Consider the following 17,118-nt stretch of genomic DNA (forward strand, 5'->3'; position numbering starts at 1 on the left):
GGCGGTTGACATCACATAGCGGAATTGGAGCCAAATCGCAATTCCGGCGCGTGCAGCGCCGCAATCGGCCTAACTCATGCGCTGGAGCAGAACGTAGGGCTGGCCGCCTTCGGATCCGATCGAGGTCTCGACATCGAAGACCTGCCGGATCATCTCGCCGGTGATGGTTTCGCCCGGCGTACCGTCGGCGGCGATTACGCCCTTGCGCAGAACAATGATGCGGTCGGCAAAACGCACGGCGAGGTTAAGATCGTGCAGCACGGCGATGACGGCGCTGCCGGTGCGCGCGCGGCGCTTCGCAGTTTCCACCAGATTGATCTGATGACGCAGATCGAGACTGGACGTCGGCTCATCGAGCAGCAGCACGCCGGGACCATGCTCGGCTTCGCCGCACGCCAGTTGCACCAGAACGCGCGCAAAATGTGCGCGTTGCTGTTCGCCGCCGGAGAGCGTCGGCAATTCCCGGTGCCGGAAGGGTGCGAGATCGAGCTCGGCGATCGCGGCATCGACCAGCGGCGCGGCGGCGGCACGCGAGCGATCGCCCGCACCCATCGCGACGATTTCCTCGACGGTGAAAGGGAAGCTGACATTGACATGCTGGGACAGCATGACGCGGTGATTGGCGAGGTCGCGCGAGGAGTACGAGGTGAGATCGCGTCCTTTGAGGCGCACATGGCCACCCGTACAGCGAAGATCTCCCGAGAGCGAGCGCAGCAGCGTGGATTTTCCCGCGCCGTTCGGGCCGACGATGGCGACGGTCTCGCCGCCGCGCAACTGCAGGCTGACATGATCGAGCAGCTTCGCCTGCCGCACCCTGATGCACAGCGCATCGGCTTCGATCATGGGAGCTGCAGCGGTCATGATCCGATCAGCGCCCGTTGCCGCAGCAGGATAAACAGGAAGAACGGCGCGCCGATGGCTGCGGTGAGAATACCGATGGGCACCTCGGCAGGCGCAGCCAGCACGCGCGCGATGGTGTCCGCGAGAATGAGGAGGATCGCGCCGAGACAAACTGAGGCAGGCAACAGCATCCGGTGCCCGGGACCGATGACGATCCGCAGCAAATGCGGAACGACAATGCCGACAAAACCGATCACGCCGCAGATCGAGACCGCAACGCCGGTCATCGCCGAAATCATCACGATGGCGATCTTCTTCAGCCGTTCGACGTCGACGCCGGTGTGAAAGGCTTCCGCCTCGCCAAGCACCAGCACGTCGAGGCCGCGTGCGATCAGCGGGATCATCAGCAATGAGAGTAACGCGACGGGTGCGACCATCGCGGCCTTCGGCCAGGTCGCGCCACTGAGTGAACCCAGCAGCCAGAATGTGATGTCGCGCAACTGGCGGTCATCGGCGACGAACACCAGAAGCCCGATGCCGGCATTGGCAATGGCTGCGATGGCAAGGCCGGCCAGAAGGAAAATCGCGACCGAGGTGCGGCCTTCGCGGCTGGCGATCTTGTAGAGAAGGGTGGTGGTCAGAAGCGATCCGGCGAAGGCGGCGACGGGCAACAGCTCCAGTTGCAGAGAGCGAAAGCTCGCGCCCCAAGGACTGTTTGAAATCGCGCTGTCGGAAATCACGATGGCGCAGGCCGCGGCGAATGCACCGCCGCTGGAGACACCGACCAGCGCGGGATCGGCGAGGGGATTGCGGAACAGGCCCTGCATGATCGCGCCGGACAGCGCGAGCAGGCCGCCGATCATGCCGGCAACGGCGATGCGGGGAATCCGGATCGACCACAGCACGAGCTGGTCGCGGGCCAGCAGGGCTGGGTCGGCGCTTGCGATCTTCAATCCCAGCGCTGCGGCAAGACGCGGCAGCGGGATGCCCGCGGCGCCGATCGTTGTTGCCAGCAGCGCGACGGACAGGAGTCCGGCGATCAGAACCGCATAAACCAGAGGAGCCGAGGGCCGGATGGAGGCGCTCCGCGCAGGCGGCTGCGACATCGCGGACGCTGAACCGGCGGCCGTCATTTCCTGCAATCGACGGTCAGTGTCGCAGGTTTCCAGGACGCGGCCTTGCTGCCGAGGTCGGGATAAAGCGATACCGCGAGGTCGCGGGCAGCGGCGGCGGTGCGCGGGCCGAATCCCAGCAGATAAAGTCCGTCCATTGCGACAAAGGATTTCTTCGCGGCGGCCGGTGTCATTGTAAACGCCGGATTGGCGAAAACCGTCTGTGCGTCGAGCTGCTCGCGGCCGCGCTGCATGGTCAGGATCACGTCCGGCCTGGCCGCGACGATGGCCTCATCATTGACCGGCTTGTAACCGTCGAATCCGTCGACCGCGTTGACGCCGCCCGCCATCCGGATGATCTCGTTCGCTGCCGTCTTCTGTCCCGCCACCATAGCGCGGCCGTTGAGAAACGACATCACGAACATGACGCGGGCCGGATGCTTCACGCTGTCGCGCAGCTTCTTCAACTCCGCGAGGTCGGTGGTCACGGCTTTGGTCAGGCATTCGCCACCCGCGTCGGCGTCCATCGCATGGGCGATCAGCTTGATCTTGTCGACAATCCCTTGCTCGTTATGGGTCTCGGGAAGCGACACGAACGGAATCTTCGCCGAGTCGAGAACGTCGAGAGTCTCCTTCGGTCCGGCCCCTTCGATGGCGAGGATCAGTTGCGGGTTGAGGCCGAGCACGCCTTCCGCGCTTAATTGCCGCATGTAGCCCACGTTCGGCTTTTGGCCGAGCGCCTGCGGAGGATAGAGGCTGGTCGTGTCGATACCGACGATCCGGTCCTGAAGACCGAGGGCATAGAGGATTTCGGTGACGGCGCCGCCGACGGAGACGATACGCGATGTGTTGCCGATGGTGACGTCGTGACCACGCGCGTCATGGATCACGATGCTTTCCGCGCGGGCGTCCGCGATCGCAGCAGCGGCGCAAAGGCCGAGCATAAATGCAAGCGTTGCGCTGATTGTTCGTTGGACGGCCATTTTACAGCTCATTTGGTCAGTATCAGCTTGTTCTGAGCGGTCAGCCGCAGGCGGTAGGTCTCGTCGCCATGTGCGATGATGATCTCACGGGACGAAACGAAAAGGTCGCGGCTCTGGATGCGGTTATCGATCAAAGGGATCGCGCGCTCAATTAGAGCGGTTCTAGACTGATCGCGGCCGTCGTTGCCCGAAATGTCGTCTGGAGTTTTGGGCGAGCCGCCAGTCATCTGCCTTGCGAGTCCTTTTGTGATGTCTTGTTGTTCTTAAGTTTGCCGGCGCGCGAATTCCAACACTCCAGTTTACAATAGGTTTAAACTGGCTTGCGCTCGGCTTGACCGCCACGGCGCATTTTACGAAAAGTGACAACACGTTGGCGCAGACCAGCGGATTCCAAAATCAGCCAGCCAGCCGCCTTCGGGCGCCGCCCGCCAGCCGCATCACATAAACAAGTTTTGAGACTCGGGGCTGTCATGTCGGGGCTGAATGCGCGCGCGTGCGCGCTGCTGTTATCTGTGTCTGTCGTTGCACTTGGGGGAGTGGCTGTGGCCACGCCGGCGAGCGCCCAATCCGCCGGGATATCGCAACCGGTCAAGCCCAAGCCGATCAAGCGCAAGCGTGCCGGCAAGCCGATGGCGGAAGTGCCGTTGCCGCAGAACGTCGCGAATGCGAACGCGCAGGTGGGGCAGCCGGTCTATCAATCGCTCGATGAAATCACCGTCGGCGCGACCAAGCTGGAAGAACGCGCCATCGATTCGCTCGCGCCCGTCAGTGTGATGACGCTTGAGCAAATTCAGGGCCGCAACGCCTCAACCGTGGGCGATCTCGTTTACAACATGCCCGGCGTCTGGCTGCAGGATCGCGGCGACGAGCCGTCGACTTCGATCAACATTCGCGGTTTGCAGGATTTCGGCCGCGTCGCCGTCGTCGTGGACGGCGCGCGCCAGAACTATCAGCGCACCGGTCACTTCGCGAACGGATCGTTCTTTCTCAATCCGGAGTTGATCGGCGGCATCGACATCGTGCGTGGCCCGACCGCGAACATTTACGGTTCGGGCGCGATCGGCGGCGTGGCGTCGTTCCGCACCAAGGACATTCAGGACGTGGTCCGCCCCGGCGAGCGCTGGGGCGTCGATACCAACACGGTGTTCGGCACCAACAACGCGCGTGCGCTCCAGTCGGTGTTTGCCGGCGTTCACGTCAATCCGAATGTGGATGTGTTCGCAGGTGGCAGCTATTCGACGCAGAACAACTACAAGGACGGTACCGGCTTCGAGGTTGCCAACACCTGGAACAGGCTGTCGAGCGGTATCGGCAAGATCACGGTGCGCCCGGCGGACGGCCATGAAGTCAAGCTCGGCATGGTCTACCAGGAAGACCTTTACAATGTCGGTCAGCCTTATCGCCGGACAGGAGAGCCCGGTGCGACGACCGGCCTGATCAGTTCCGGCACGTCGGTGTATCACACCAACCTCCAGAACTACACGACAACGCTGGGCTGGAAGTACGCGAAGCCGGACGACAAGATTTTCGACTGGGATTCGAAGATTTACTGGAACCGGACCGAGAACAACCAGACCAAGATTTCGCACAACGGCACGGCGTCGCTCGGCAATTGCGCGGGGATCGGGCCAGGCAACAACATCACCGGCTGCGTTGGCGATCAGCGCAATTACCTGATCGACACCTACGGTTTCGACGCCCACAACACCTCGCGCTTTGAAATGGGCGACTGGCGCAATGCCTTGACCTACGGCGCCGATGGTTTCCGCGACGAAGTCTCGACCAAGGACACGCACGGCAACTCGAATGTCACCACGCCGGGCGGCGAGCGGACGGTGACCGGCGGTTTCGTGCAGTGGAAGGGTAATTACTCGTCCTTGCTGGAAGTGGTCGGCGCGATTCGTTACGACAACTATCGCCTATCATCGGCCCAAGGTGGGACGAGCGGCGACCGTTTCTCTCCGAAGATCACAATCGGGCTGATGCCGGCGAGCGTCGTCACGCCTTATGTGAGCTATGCGGAGGGTTACCGCGCGCCATCTGTCACAGAAACGCTGGTGTCCGGCGCCCATGCCGCCACAAGCTCCGGCGCAGGCGACTTCTCGATCTGCCCAGATGGTTCGCGCGGCTACTTCTGCTTCCTGCCGAACCCCAATCTGCGGCCGGAGGTCGGCAAGAACAAGGAAATCGGTTTCAATATCAAGAAGGATGGCCTGTTCGCGGCGAACGACACCTTCCGCGGAAAGGTGAATGTCTACCGCAACGATGTTGACGATTACATCAACTACTCGCTGTTCACCGGACCTCCGTTCAACAGCTTCCCGCCGATCCCGGGCGTCTTCCCGACGACGTACTATCAGTATCAGAACATTCCGCATGCCCGCATTCAGGGTGTCGAGTTCGAGACGATGTACGACGCCGCGACATACTTCATCGGTGTCTCGGGCAGCTTCCAGGAAGGCAAGAACACCCAGACCGGCGTCGGCCTGCTGACAATTCCATCGCAGAAGATCACCACAACCGCGGGCGTGCGCCTGTTTGAAAGCAAGGCGATCTTCTCGGTGATGTGGACGTCGGTGAAAGCCAACACCGATCTGCCCGCCGGCAGCGTGCCCGCGACCTCGTACGATCTTGTGAACATGTACTTGACGGTGAAGCCGACGCAGAACCTGACGGTGACGGGTTCCGTCGAGAACCTGCTGAACCAGTACTACCGGCCTTATGCAATCCCCGGACCGGACCCCGGATCGAACCTCGTTCAGAACGACGTGCTCTGGGCCAGCGCGGGCGCCGGGATCACCTTCAAGGGCGCGATCAAGTATCACTTTGGAGGCACCTGAACGCGGAACGACAACGAACTGCTTGTGAATAGCAAACAGGAACGCCGCGCAGAGTTTTCTGCGCGGCTCGCTGCGTTTTCCGCATAGCTCAGACGGGATCGAAATTTTGAGAACCGGCCATCTGGCCTTACAATGAGACAAACAGGAGACGACACATGTTTATCGCGATGAACCGCTTTCAGGTGAAGAAGGGCTCGGAGCAGGCGTTCGAGACGCTGTGGGCAACGCGTGAATCCTATCTCGGCGAACTGCCGGGCTTCATCGAATTCCATCTGCTGCGCGGTCCGGATGCCGAGGATCACCGGCTCTATTCAACTCACACCCTCTGGGCGGACAAGGCGGCGTTCGAGAACTGGACCAAGTCCGAACAGTTCCGCAAGGCGCATGCCCGCGCCGACAACCAGACCGGCGACAGCCTCTATCTCGGTCATCCGAAGTTTGAGGGCTTCGAGGTGATCCAGACCGAGCGCAAGACCAGCGCGGCGGCCTGAGCGATGTTGAGCACCGGTCTGGCAGATCTCAAAAAGTACATGGCCGAAAATCCCGGCGGCGTCATTGAGGACGTCGCGCGGGAGAAGAATGTCACGGCACGCGCCGTGATCGAGGCATTGCCCGAGGAGATGCGCAGCTTCGCGCCTGGCTCCGCATTTGTGCCTGCAATGCAGGACATCGCGACATGGGGCGAGGTGACGCTGATCGTCCATACCGACGACGGCATTTTTGAAGTCACCGAGCCTGTCGGCGGCGGCGAAGTCGGCCGCGGCTACTACAACATCATGAAGCCCAAGGGCATGCACGGCCATTTGAGGCACGAGCGTTGTGGCGGCATCGCGTTTGTCGAACGTCCGTTTATGGGCAAGTCGTCGGCGTTCGCGGCATTCCTCAATGTCGATGGCGGCGTGATGTTCAAGGTGTTCGTCGGCCGTGACGAGAATCGCGCGCTGAAAACCGATCAGCTTGAGAAATTCCACGCGCTGGCGAAGACGCTGGGGTGAAGCTCCTCACATCCTAAGTCAAAAATGGCCGGGCATTTCCCGGCCATTTTCATTTGCAAAGGTTGCGACGGAAGCAATCCGGCCTTTGGAGGGGCAAGGACCGGATTGCTTCGTCGCGGGCGCATCGCCGTCACGGGCAATGCAACGATGCGCCATCTCGTGACCCGCAATAGCGTTTTCAAGCGAAGTGGGTATCGGTTCGCGTGAAGAAAACGCGTCAAAACATCAGACGCCAGAGGCGGGCTATTCGGCGGCGTCCTTCAGCGCATGCGGCGCATGGCCGGCGGCCACAAGTTCGATCGAACTTGCGCCATGCTGGGCCAGCGGCTTGTTGCCGGTCACCGCGCGCAGGAGCACGTAGAACACCGGTGTGAAGAAGATGCCGAACGCGGTGACGCCAATCATGCCGGAGAACACCGCGATGCCCATGGCGTGACGCATCTCCGCGCCCGCGCCGACCGATGTCACAAGCGGCACCACGCCCATGATGAAGGCGATCGACGTCATCAGGATCGGCCGCAGCCGCAGGCGGCTGGCCTCGATGGCCGCCGCGATTGGCGAGCGTCCGGCAAACTCAAGTTCGCGTGCGAACTCCACGATCAAAATCGCGTTCTTCGCCGACAACCCCACCAGAACGAACAGGCCGATCTGGGTGAAGATGTTGTTGTCGTTGCCGGTGATCCAGACGCCGAACATCGCAGCGAGCAGCGACATCGGCACGATCATGATGATCGCCAGCGGCAGCATCAGGCTTTCGTACTGCGCGGCCAGGACCAGGAACACCAGCAGCATCACGATCGGGAAGACATAGAGCGACGTGTTGCCTGCGATGATCTCCTGATAGGTCAGATCGGTCCATTCGAAGCCGATGCCCTTGGGCAGCGTCTCGCTGGCAATGCGCGCGACCGCGGCCTGCGCCTGGCCGGTTGAGTAGCCCGGTGCGTTGTTGCCGTTGATATCCGCCGCGAGGAAGCCGTTATAGCGCATCGCGCTTTCCGGTCCGGCGGTCGATTTCAGCTTCAGCAGCACCGACAGCGGGATCATCTCGCCGGTGGTGGAACGCACCTTCAATTGGCCGACATCCTCCGGCCGTGCGCGGAACTTGCCGTCCGCCTGCACGCGCACGGAATAGACGCGGCCGAATTTGTTGAAGTCGTTGACGTAGTACGAGCCGAGGTAGACCTGCAGCGTCTCGAAGATGCTGGTGATCGGCACGTTAAGCTGACGCGCGCGGGTGCGGTCGATATCCGCGTAGAGCTGCGGGACGTCCACCTTGTAGCTCGAGAACAGTCCGGTCAGTTCAGGCGCCTGCATCGCCTTGGCGAGGAAGGCCTTCTTGGCCTCATCCAATGCTTCATAACCCAGCCCCACCTGATCTTCGAGCTGGAGCTTGAAGCCGCCCGTGGTGCCGAGGCCGTCCACCGGCGGCGGCGGCAGCATGGCGACGAAGGCGTCCTGAATGACGGTGTACTTCTTGTTCAACTCCGCCGCAATGGCATTGGCACTGAGGGACGGGTCCTTGCGCTCGCCGAACGGCTTGAGTGTCGAGAACACGATGCCGGCGCTCGACGAATTGGTGAAGCCGTTGATCGACAGGCCTGGAAACGCCACGGCGCTCTCGACGCCGGGCTGCTTCATGGCGATCTCGGACATCCGGCGCATCACGTCTTCCGTGCGGTCGAGCGTGGCGCCTTCCTGAAGCTGGGCGAAGCCGATCAGGTACTGTTTGTCCTGCAGCGGCACGAAGCCGCCGGGGACGACGCGGAACAGCACCGCTGTGACGCCGATCAGGACCAGATAGACGCCCATGATGGCCGCCTTGCGGGAGATCACGCGCTTGACGCCGCCGCTGTAGGAGTCCGATGCCTTCTGAAACACATTGTTGAATCGGCGGAAGAAGCCGCCGAGCACCTTGTCCATGCCGCGGCTGAGGGCGTCCTTCGGCTGATCGTGCCCCCTGAGCAGAAGCGCTGCGAGCGCGGGCGACAGCGTCAGCGAGTTGATCGCCGAGATCACCGTCGAGATCGCGATGGTCATGGCGAACTGCTTGTAGAACTGGCCGGTCAGGCCGCTGATGAAACCGAGCGGCACGAACACCGCCACCAGCACGAGGGCGATGGCGATGATCGGCCCCGATACTTCGTTCATGGCGCGGTAGGTTGCATCGCGCGGCGACAGGCCTTCCTCGATGTTGCGCTCGACATTTTCCACGACGACGATGGCGTCGTCGACGACGATGCCGATGGCGAGAACGAGGCCGAACAGACTGAGGGCGTTGATGGAATAGCCGAACAGCAGCAGCACCGCGAAGGTGCCGATGATCGAGACCGGCACCGAGATCAGCGGAATGATCGACGCGCGCCACGTCTGCAGAAACAGGATGACCACCAGCACCACCAGCGCGATGGCTTCCAGCAGAGTGTGGATCACGGCTTCAATGGAGGCGCGGATGAATCGCGTCGGATCGTAGGCGATCCGGTAATCGACGCCCTCCGGCATGTTCGCCTTGATTTGCTTCATCGTGGCGTGGACTTCGTCGGCGATGGCGAGCGCATTGGCGCCGGGCGACTGGAAGATGCCGATGCCGACGGCGGACTTGTTGTCGATCTGCGAGCGCAGCGCATATTCGGACGCGCCAAGCTCGATGCGGGCGACGTCGCGCAGACGGGTGATTTCGCCGTTCGGTCCGGTCTTGATGACGATATCGCCGAATTCCTGCTCGTTCCTCAGGCGACCCTGGGCGTTGAGCGGCATCTGCAGGGTGATATCGGCGGAGTTCGGTGCGCCGCCGACGGTGCCCGCGGCAGCTTCAACGTTCTGCGCCTGAATTTCGCGGGTGATGTCGCCGGGCGACAGGCCAATCTCCGCGACCTTCTGCGGATCGAGCCAGACGCGCATGGCGTAATCGCCGGCGCCCCAGATCTGCACCTGACCGACGCCGCGGATGCGGGCGAGACGGTCCTTCACATTCAGCACACCGAAATTGCGCAGGTAGGTCGTGTCATAACGGTCATTCGGCGACAGCAGATGCACCACCAGCGTGATGTTCGGCGAACTCTTCACCGTAGTGATGCCGAGCTGGCGCGTCACCGCGGGCAGGCGGGACTCCGCCTGCGAGACTCGGTTTTGCACCATCTGCTGCGCGAGATCGGGATTGGTGCCGAGGCGGAAGGTGACGTTGAGAGTCAGAACGCCGTCGGTGGTCGCCTGGCTGTTCATATAGAGCATGTTCTCGACGCCGTTGATCTGCTCTTCAAGCGGCGTCGCGACGGACTCGATAATGACTTTCGGATTGGCGCCTGGATAAAGCGCGCGCACGGTCACGATCGGCGGCGCGACTTCCGGATATTCGGAGATCGGCAGCGCAGGGAGGGAGAGCAGGCCCGCGAGCAGGATCAGCGCCGAGAGCACACCGGCGAAAATCGGCCGGTCGATGAAAAATCGCGAGATATTCATGACGTTGTTTCTTTTGTCTTGTCGTGTTGCGGCGATATCCGCATTCGCCATTGCGAGGAGCGAAGCGACGGAGCAATCCATAATTCTTTAAGAATGGATTGCTTCGCTTCGCTCGCAATGACGTGTTCAGTTCGCGTCCATCGCGATCACTTCCGGTGCAACGGGCGCGCCGGGACGGATGCGCTGCAGGCCCTTGACCACGATCTGCTCGCCGGGCTTCAGGCCCGACGTCACGACGCGCAGGCCATCCACGGCGACACCAAGGGAGACTTCCCGGTATTCCGCCTTGTTCTCCTTGTTCACCACCATCACGTATTTCTTGTTCTGGTCGGTGCCGACGGCGCGTTCGTTGATCATCATGGCGCGCTCGGTCTTGGGCTGGCCCATCTGCAGGCGGACGAACTGTCCGGGGATCAGGCGGCCATCCTTGTTGTCGAAGATGGCGCGAACGCGCACCGTGCCGGTGCGCGCGTCGACCTGATTGTCGATCAACTGCATGTGGCCTTCGAGCGGCAGGCCGTTGCTGGTCGCGGTACCCATGCGGACGGGAATGCGGCCGGTCTTCGATGCGGAGGCGTCGTCGCCGAGCGCATTCAGGGCGCGCAGGACGATCTGTTCGTCGGCATTGAAGCTGGCATAGATCGGCGAGGTCGAGACGATGGTGGTCAGCAGCGGCGAACCGGGACCCGCGGCGATCAGGTTGCCGACGGTGATCTCGCGCTTGCCGACGCGGCCGCTCACCGGCGCGCGAACTTCGGTGTAGCTGAGGTTGAGCTGCGCGGTCTTGAGGGTGGCTTGCGCCGCCTTCAGGTTCGCTTCGGCTTCGCGATAGGCATTGATGCGGTTGTCCTGATCGCGCTGGGAGATGGTGTTGGAGCCGGTCAGTTGCTGCCCGCGCTCGAAGTCGCTCTTGGTGAAGACGAGGCGTGCCTGCGCGGCAGCGACCTGCGCATCGGCGCGGGCGACTTCGGCGGCATAGAGCGCCGGGTCGATCACGACAAGAATGTCGTCCTTCTGGACCATTGCGCCTTCACGAAAACGGATTTCCTGGATGGCGCCCGCAACACGGGAGCGGACCTCGACCTGTTCGATGGCCTCCAGGCGGCCGGAGAATTCATCCCAGATGGCGGCTTCGCGTTCCGCGACCTTGGCGACGGACACCGGCGTTGCGACCGGGACCGCAGCCGCCGCGGAATCGGCCCTGGCGCGGTCGTTGGCGGTGAAAAAGACCAAACCGCCGGCGGTGGCCAGGATCGCCAGGCCAACGCCGGCGCCGATCAAACCGGTTCTTTTCGAGAGACTTGTCATTACGTGCCCCATTTTCTTCTCGCGTTCGCGCCGGGCGCAAACTGCAGTTTTTTCAATGCGTTGTAGAAATGGGTCAGCAGGAGAAGAGAACAAAGTTTCCGGCTCGTCCCGCGTCGCAGTCTTTTATTGCTGCGCCGCAACTATAACGCCCGGTATAAATGGGACTTGGACTTTCGCCGTCAAGGGACATATCTAACGAAAGGTACAAAATCAGAAAGGTTCTTACCGTGGCTATCGGACGACCCCGGGAATTCGATCTCGACCAGGCTCTTGAAAACGCCCTGCACGTTTTCTGGGAGAAGGGATACGAGGGCGCGTCCATGGCGGATCTGACCGAGGCCATGGGGATCACCAAGCCGTCGCTCTATGCCGCGTTCGGCAACAAGGAAGAGCTTTTCCGCAAGGCGCTCGATTCCTATGTCGATGGCCCGGCCGGTTACACCAAACGCGCGCTGCTGCTGCCGACGGCGCGGGCCGTTGTCGAAAACCTGCTCTACAGCGAAGTGGACGCGGTGACCGATCCTGAATGCCCGGCGGGGTGCCTGTCGATCAATGGTGCATTGACCGGCGGTGACGCGGCGGAATCCATCAAGGAAGAGCTCCGCGTGCGCCGCAGCCAGTTCGAGAGCGATCTGCGCGCGCGGTTCGAGCGCGCGAAATCCGAAGGCGATCTGCCGGACGCGGCGGACGCCACCGCGTTGGCGCGCTACATCGCGACGATTTCGCAAGGCCTTGCGGTGCAGGCCGTAGGCGGTGCCACGCGGGAAGATCTGAAGCAAACCGTTGAAATGGTCTTGATGACCTGGCCGCCGGTGGTCAGGGGGTAGCACCCGCGGCGTCGCAGGCTTTTGCCGCAGCGAGAATGCGCTGCGCGCGCAGGCGCACCGGCGCGTCCACCATCATGCCGTCCACCGACACCGCGCCGTCGCCGGAATTCGCGATTTTCGTCGCCCATTCGACGTCCCTTTGCGAAGGGCGGAAACCGGCCAGCGTCGGTGCGATCTGTTTCGGATGAATGCAGAGTTTTCCGCCGAAGCCCATCGCCGCCGCATAACGCGCATCGTCTTCCACCAGCGCCGGATCGTCGAATGAGGGCGTGACGCCTTCGAGTGGCGCGGGCAGTTGCGCCAGCCGTGACGCCAGTACGATTTCGGCGCGCGCCATCAACAGCGCATCGCGATCCATACCGCAGCCGAGATCGGCGCTGAAGTCGATATAGCCGAACGCCAGCCGGTCCGAATGCGCAGCGACCTCGCGCACGCCGGCGACGCCGTGGGCCGACTCGATCAGCGAGATCACCGGCATGTCGCCCAGCACCGCGCGCACGCTCTCGAGATGTCCGGCGGTTTCCGCCTTCGGAAGCATGATCCCCGCGATGCCAAGGCCTTTCATCGCGACCACGTCGGCTTCATGCCAGCGCGTGCCGAACGCATTGACCCGGACAATGGCGTTCGGGGGCAGGGCTGCGGTCTTCAGCGTCTCGCGCGCGGCGTCCTTTTCATTGGCGGCAACCGCATCCTCAAGATCGATGATGATGCCGTCCGCGCCGGAGGACGCCGCCTTGAAATACCGGTCGGGCCGGGTGGCCGGAACGAACAGGGGCGCAAGGAAGCTGATGCGCTCGCGGGAATTCATCATGAGGCTCTCCGGCTGATCCCGTATCCGGCGTTGCCTGGAGGTGGGATGACTGATGTTTTGTTTTAATCTTGGACAGGATGCGGAGGCAACCGGGATGCGTGGATATCCATGCGTGCCAAAGTTTCCGCGATGTTGCGGGCATGGCGCGCCAGATCCGGCGCACCCATCAGTTCGCCAAACGTCCCGCGCGCCAGCGGGCCTGCGACAAAGAGTGTGTCGGCGGCGCGGTCATCGCGGACGATCGCACGGCCCTGCAGATCGACATCGATGCCAAGACCCAGCGGATCGGGCCGAGCGAGTCCATCGTCGCTCATCTGGCCAAGGAGCGGATTGCTGCTGAATACTGTTCCATGGGCCGGGCCCGTGGCAAGAACGATAGTGTCGAACGTTGCCGGCTCCCAGGTCTGGCTGCGCCGTGCGCGGAGTTCGACCGACAGCACCTTGCCTTGGTGCATGCTTGCGCGGACCGAGGCCGCCCGAATTGTCAGCGAGCCTTCATTGATCCGGCGCACGATCACGGCGTCGACCTGTGGGGCGATACGGAAGCGATAGGTGTCCCAGAACGGGCGCAGATGCCGGATCAGCCGGGCACGTTCATTCAATGGCAGTGCGCGCCAGATTTCAAAGCCTTGCAGGCGCAATTGATCGAGTACCGGATGCCATGACTGTCCCTCGCGTGCAGCCTCTGCGATGGCGCGTCGGACATGGCGCAGCAGCGCGAGCGTGGTGTCTGAAGGACTGCTCGCGAAATCGCCGAAGACGTCGCTGAACTGCGTGGCATGAGTCTGCGAGCGCAGGCCGCGCCGCGAGATCGCAGTGACATGTCCACGATGTCCTTGACGGTCGAGCGATGCGACAATATCGGCCATGGTCAGGCCGGTTCCGACAATCAGGACGCGATCATCGGGCGCGATGCTGCTCAAGACATCCCGCTGCCACGGATCGACAATGAATCGGGGATTGTTGCGCAGTTCTGCGAGCGATGACGGCACCTCCGGCGGCGTATGGCATACCGCCAGCACCAAGGCATCGGCGTGAATCTCTTCGCCGTCGTCACAGACAACGCGGTGTCCGCATTGATTCGGGATGACCGCGCGCGCCTTTGCCTGCTTGTGCGTGACGGCACCGCCGAGTTGCCCGACATGCGCAATGACATAGTCGCCGAACGCTTTGCGCGTCGGGAACAGGTGAACACCTGCAATCACCGAAGCCGGATCGCGCGCGGGATATCCCGACGCGATCAGCCATTGTTCGAAATGACCTTCCTCGTCGAAATCGAGATTCATTTTCAGCGCAGGCACATTGATCCGATGCGCCGGATCGCTGCTGTCATAGGCCAGGCCACGGCCGATCTCGTCACGAGGCTCAACAATCACAATTTCATGGCGATGCGGTGCTGTGCGGTGAAGATGCCATGCCAGTACGGCGCCGGAGAATCCGCCGCCGACAATCACAATGCGGGGGCGAGGATTGCCACCATTCAAAGACTGGCCGTGTCCGCTCATGGCTGCATCAAAGCCGGATGATATCGCCGCCGTCCAGTCCTCAAACATTGCGGCGGTCGTTTTTATCCCCAATGCGTTTGCATTCGGGGGACCGCTCGCCGTATGTTGCGCCCGAACGGGCGTGATTTTATCGGGTGGAGCAGACGTGGCCGCAATTTCCCTGCGTATCGGAACGCGCAAAAGCAAGATGGCGCTGGCGCAAACCGAGGAAATCGCCCGTCGGCTGGAGGCCGCTGCGCCTGATCTGAAAGTCGAGATCGTCAAGTTCGAGACACGCGGCGACACCGACCAGACCGGCCTGCTGCTGCCCCATGGCGGCAAGGGCGGCGCCTTCGTCGCCGAAATCCGTGAGGCGGTGATCGCCGGAAAACTTCATGCCGCGATGCATTCGCTGAAGGACATGCCGGGTAACGAGGACACGCCGGGCCTTGTGATCGGCGCGACACTCGCGCGCGATCCGCCGACCGACGCGCTGGTGCTGCGCGCGGGCGTGACCTTCGAGGATCTAAAGCGTACCAGGGGCAAAGGCTTCAAGATCGGCACCAACGCCGTGCGGCGCGCCGCTTACGTGCGGCGGCTGTTTCCCGAGATTGAGGTCATCCATTTTCGTGGCGCCGCCGATACGCGCGTGCGCAAACTCGACAACGGCGAGATGCAGAAACTGGCGGATGGCGGCGAGGTCGGTCCCGCCGATGCGCTGATCATGGCGCGGTCGGGATTGGAGCGCGTCGGGCTCGCGGACCGCATCGCGCACGAGTTTGCTGCGCTGGAGATGCTGCCCGCAGCCGGGCAGGGCATTGTCGCGGTCGAGTGCGCGGCTAACGACTGGCATACGCGGCAATATCTGGCGCTGATCGACGATCCTGTCGCGCATCTTTGCGCCGATGCCGAGCGCGAGGTGCTGTGGGTGCTGAACGGCCACTGCAATTCGCCGATTGCCGGATATTCCACCATTGATGGGCGCGAGATGACGTTGACCGCGTCGGTGCTCGATCTTGAAGGCGACCGCTTGCTGGAGGCCACTCGCCGCGGACCGGCCGACAAGCCGCGCGAGCTTGGCCGCGCGGTGGCTTTCGACCTGTTGGCGCAAGGGGCCGCTGCGATCATCGAGACATCAAGGCCGGAGTAAATCCATTCGTCATTGCGAGCGAAGCGAAGCATCTTTAAGAAAACTGGATTGCTTCGTCGCCATAGCGCGTCGAAGACGCGCGTAAACGCGCTAATGGCTCCTCGCAATGACGGGAAACTAACTCTTATACGCCCGCACGCGCCTGAGCATCTGCTCCACATGCGCGATGGGTGTTTCCGGCTGGATACCGTGGCCGAGATTGAAGATGTAGCGTCCGCCGGCATAATTCGTCAGCGCGTCGTCGACAGCGCGGTCCAGGGCCGCGCCGCCTGCGATCAGCGCCAGCGGGTCGAGATTGCCCTGCACGGCGACGCGATTTTGCACCCGCTCGCGGATCAATGACGGATCTGCTGTCCAGTCGATGCTGACGCCGTCGACAGCGGTCGCCTCCACATAAGAGGGAAGCTGCGCACCCGCGCCGCGCGGGAAGCCGATGATCTTTGCATGCGGCGCCTTTGCGCGGACGCCTTCGACGATGCGCCGCGTCGGTTCAACCGACCAGCGCTGGAATTCGCGCGGCGGCAGTACGCCCGCCCAGGTGTCGAAAATTTGCAGCGCGTCGGCACCGGCTTCGAGTTGTCCCAGCAGATATTGAACCGAATTCGCGACCAGCACGTCGATGATCTTTGCGAAAGCATCGGGTGCGCGATAGGCCAGCATCCGCGCGGGCGCCTGATCCGGCGTGCCTTGTCCTGCGACCATATAGGTTGCGACCGTCCACGGCGCGCCGCAGAAGCCGATCAGCGCAATCTTCGGATCGAGCGCGCCGCGCACCCGGCGAAGCGCTTCATAGACCGGCTCGAGCTTGGTGAAGTCCGCAGCGCTGGCCAGCGTGTTGATCTTCTCCGGCGTGTCCAGCGGATCGAGCCGGGGGCCTTCGCCGGCCTCGAAACGCACCGCGCGTCCGAGGGCGTGCGGGATCACCAGGATGTCCGAAAAGATGATGGCGGCATCGAAGCCGAAGCGGCGGATCGGCTGCAGCGTCACCTCGGCCGCCCATTCGGGGTTGAAGCACAGGTCGAGAAAGCTGCCCGCCGTGGCGCGGAGCTCGCGATATTCCGGCAGGTAGCGGCCGGCCTGCCGCATCATCCAGACCGGCGGCACGGCCTGCCGGCTTCCGGACAGGACTTCAAGAAAAGGCTTAACGGGCTGCGACTGGCTCAAGCGGAAATTCCGTTGCGGGGCGATGGAGTTATGGCCGCTCTGATACACTTTGGATCGCCCTTTGGCCACCAGAGTTGACGAGCCGGTTCATCCTGATACGTTCCGTTTCAGAACTGACGGCATGGCTGGTCTGACCGGCCAAAGCATT

14 protein-coding genes are annotated in these 17,118 nt (G+C 62.6%); 5 read left to right on the top strand and 9 right to left on the bottom strand.

Going from position 1 to position 17,118, the window contains the following annotated elements; genetic code table 11:
* Positions 1–69 precede the first annotated feature (69 nt).
* Genes HMPREF9696_RS00690 through hemP form a run of 4 tightly spaced genes read right to left on the bottom strand, consistent with a single transcriptional unit; the run spans position 70 to position 3,162 of the window.
* On the bottom strand, positions 70–861 hold the full coding sequence (locus tag HMPREF9696_RS00690; RefSeq protein ID WP_002711005.1) for a heme ABC transporter ATP-binding protein: 792 nt from the start codon (positions 859–861) through the stop codon (positions 70–72).
* Positions 858–1,946, bottom strand: coding sequence for a FecCD family ABC transporter permease (locus tag HMPREF9696_RS00695; RefSeq protein ID WP_040301718.1), 1,089 nt, complete (start codon positions 1,944–1,946; stop codon positions 858–860). Before HMPREF9696_RS00695 ends, HMPREF9696_RS00690 begins: the two co-directional genes overlap by 4 nt.
* 23 nt (positions 1,947–1,969) lie before the next feature.
* Positions 1,970–2,935, bottom strand: coding sequence for a heme/hemin ABC transporter substrate-binding protein (locus HMPREF9696_RS00700; RefSeq protein WP_002711007.1), 966 nt, complete (start codon positions 2,933–2,935; stop codon positions 1,970–1,972).
* 8 nt (positions 2,936–2,943) lie between these two features.
* Entirely contained in the window at positions 2,944–3,162 is a 219-nt protein-coding gene (hemP, locus tag HMPREF9696_RS21980) for a hemin uptake protein HemP (RefSeq protein ID WP_002711008.1), read from the bottom strand.
* A 243-nt stretch (positions 3,163–3,405) separates the two neighbouring features.
* On the opposite strand from hemP, the gene HMPREF9696_RS00710 reads away from it, so the two are divergent.
* From HMPREF9696_RS00710 to hutX, 3 genes are all read left to right on the top strand, one after another.
* The gene (locus HMPREF9696_RS00710; RefSeq protein ID WP_002711009.1) at positions 3,406–5,775 is read left to right on the top strand and encodes a TonB-dependent hemoglobin/transferrin/lactoferrin family receptor; all 2,370 of its coding nucleotides are present in this window, start codon (positions 3,406–3,408) and stop codon (positions 5,773–5,775) included.
* A gap of 155 nt (positions 5,776–5,930) precedes the next feature.
* Positions 5,931–6,266: a heme-degrading protein HmuQ gene (gene hmuQ, locus HMPREF9696_RS00715; RefSeq protein ID WP_002711010.1), complete on the top strand. Its 336-nt coding sequence runs from the start codon at positions 5,931–5,933 to the stop codon at positions 6,264–6,266.
* Between the two features lie 3 nt (positions 6,267–6,269).
* Positions 6,270–6,770 (top strand): heme utilization cystosolic carrier protein HutX, encoded by a 501-nt coding sequence (gene hutX / locus HMPREF9696_RS00720; RefSeq protein ID WP_002711011.1) that lies wholly within the window; start codon positions 6,270–6,272, stop codon positions 6,768–6,770.
* A 243-nt stretch (positions 6,771–7,013) separates the two neighbouring features.
* Here the strand turns inward: hutX and HMPREF9696_RS00725 are convergent, their stop codons facing one another.
* Positions 7,014–10,226: an efflux RND transporter permease subunit gene (locus HMPREF9696_RS00725; protein WP_002711012.1), complete on the bottom strand. Its 3,213-nt coding sequence runs from the start codon at positions 10,224–10,226 to the stop codon at positions 7,014–7,016.
* A 126-nt stretch (positions 10,227–10,352) separates the two neighbouring features.
* Positions 10,353–11,534 carry an efflux RND transporter periplasmic adaptor subunit gene (locus HMPREF9696_RS00730; RefSeq protein ID WP_040301044.1) on the bottom strand — a complete coding sequence of 394 codons (1,182 nt, stop codon included), beginning with the start codon at positions 11,532–11,534 and terminating at the stop codon, positions 10,353–10,355.
* Positions 11,535–11,761: 227 nt separating this feature from the next.
* Between HMPREF9696_RS00730 and HMPREF9696_RS00735 the strand changes: the two genes are divergently transcribed.
* Positions 11,762–12,361, top strand: a complete 600-nt coding sequence (locus HMPREF9696_RS00735; RefSeq protein WP_002711014.1) for a TetR/AcrR family transcriptional regulator — start codon at positions 11,762–11,764, stop codon at positions 12,359–12,361.
* Here HMPREF9696_RS00735 and HMPREF9696_RS00740 read toward each other — a convergent pair.
* On the bottom strand, positions 12,351–13,172 hold the full coding sequence (locus tag HMPREF9696_RS00740) for an HpcH/HpaI aldolase/citrate lyase family protein (protein WP_002711015.1): 822 nt from the start codon (positions 13,170–13,172) through the stop codon (positions 12,351–12,353). The genes HMPREF9696_RS00735 and HMPREF9696_RS00740 overlap by 11 nt on opposite strands.
* Before the next feature lie 62 nt (positions 13,173–13,234).
* A complete protein-coding gene (locus HMPREF9696_RS00745; RefSeq protein WP_002711016.1) occupies positions 13,235–14,725 on the bottom strand; it encodes an FAD/NAD(P)-binding protein in 1,491 nt (496 codons plus the stop codon).
* Positions 14,726–14,822: 97 nt separating this feature from the next.
* Here HMPREF9696_RS00745 and hemC point away from each other — a divergent pair, with 97 nt between their 5' ends.
* The gene (gene hemC / locus HMPREF9696_RS00750) at positions 14,823–15,806 is read left to right on the top strand and encodes a hydroxymethylbilane synthase (protein WP_002711017.1); all 984 of its coding nucleotides are present in this window, start codon (positions 14,823–14,825) and stop codon (positions 15,804–15,806) included.
* A 117-nt stretch (positions 15,807–15,923) separates the two neighbouring features.
* Here hemC and hemE read toward each other — a convergent pair whose 3' ends face one another.
* Entirely contained in the window at positions 15,924–16,970 is a 1,047-nt protein-coding gene (hemE, locus tag HMPREF9696_RS00755) for a uroporphyrinogen decarboxylase (protein WP_040301046.1), read from the bottom strand.
* Between the last annotated feature and the right edge of the window lie 148 nt (positions 16,971–17,118).

This window comes from Afipia clevelandensis ATCC 49720 (assembly GCF_000336555.1).
In the GTDB taxonomy this organism is placed as follows: domain Bacteria; phylum Pseudomonadota; class Alphaproteobacteria; order Rhizobiales; family Xanthobacteraceae; genus Afipia; species Afipia clevelandensis.

What these genes read in the sequence shown, in the direction of transcription:
- HMPREF9696_RS00690 (WP_002711005.1), bottom strand. Translation starts at nt 861, where the DNA reads ATGACCGCTGCAGCTCCCATGATCGAAGCCGATGCGCTGTGCATCAGG.
- HMPREF9696_RS00695 (WP_040301718.1), bottom strand. Translation starts at nt 1,946, where the DNA reads ATGTCGCAGCCGCCTGCGCGGAGCGCCTCCATCCGGCCCTCGGCTCCT.
- HMPREF9696_RS00700 (WP_002711007.1), bottom strand. Translation starts at nt 2,935, where the DNA reads ATGGCCGTCCAACGAACAATCAGCGCAACGCTTGCATTTATGCTCGGC.
- hemP (WP_002711008.1), bottom strand. Translation starts at nt 3,162, where the DNA reads ATGACTGGCGGCTCGCCCAAAACTCCAGACGACATTTCGGGCAACGAC.
- HMPREF9696_RS00710 (WP_002711009.1), top strand. Translation starts at nt 3,406, where the DNA reads ATGTCGGGGCTGAATGCGCGCGCGTGCGCGCTGCTGTTATCTGTGTCT.
- hmuQ (WP_002711010.1), top strand. Translation starts at nt 5,931, where the DNA reads ATGTTTATCGCGATGAACCGCTTTCAGGTGAAGAAGGGCTCGGAGCAG.
- hutX (WP_002711011.1), top strand. Translation starts at nt 6,270, where the DNA reads ATGTTGAGCACCGGTCTGGCAGATCTCAAAAAGTACATGGCCGAAAAT.
- HMPREF9696_RS00725 (WP_002711012.1), bottom strand. Translation starts at nt 10,226, where the DNA reads ATGAATATCTCGCGATTTTTCATCGACCGGCCGATTTTCGCCGGTGTG.
- HMPREF9696_RS00730 (WP_040301044.1), bottom strand. Translation starts at nt 11,534, where the DNA reads ATGACAAGTCTCTCGAAAAGAACCGGTTTGATCGGCGCCGGCGTTGGC.
- HMPREF9696_RS00740 (WP_002711015.1), bottom strand. Translation starts at nt 13,172, where the DNA reads ATGATGAATTCCCGCGAGCGCATCAGCTTCCTTGCGCCCCTGTTCGTT.
- HMPREF9696_RS00745 (WP_002711016.1), bottom strand. Translation starts at nt 14,725, where the DNA reads ATGTTTGAGGACTGGACGGCGGCGATATCATCCGGCTTTGATGCAGCC.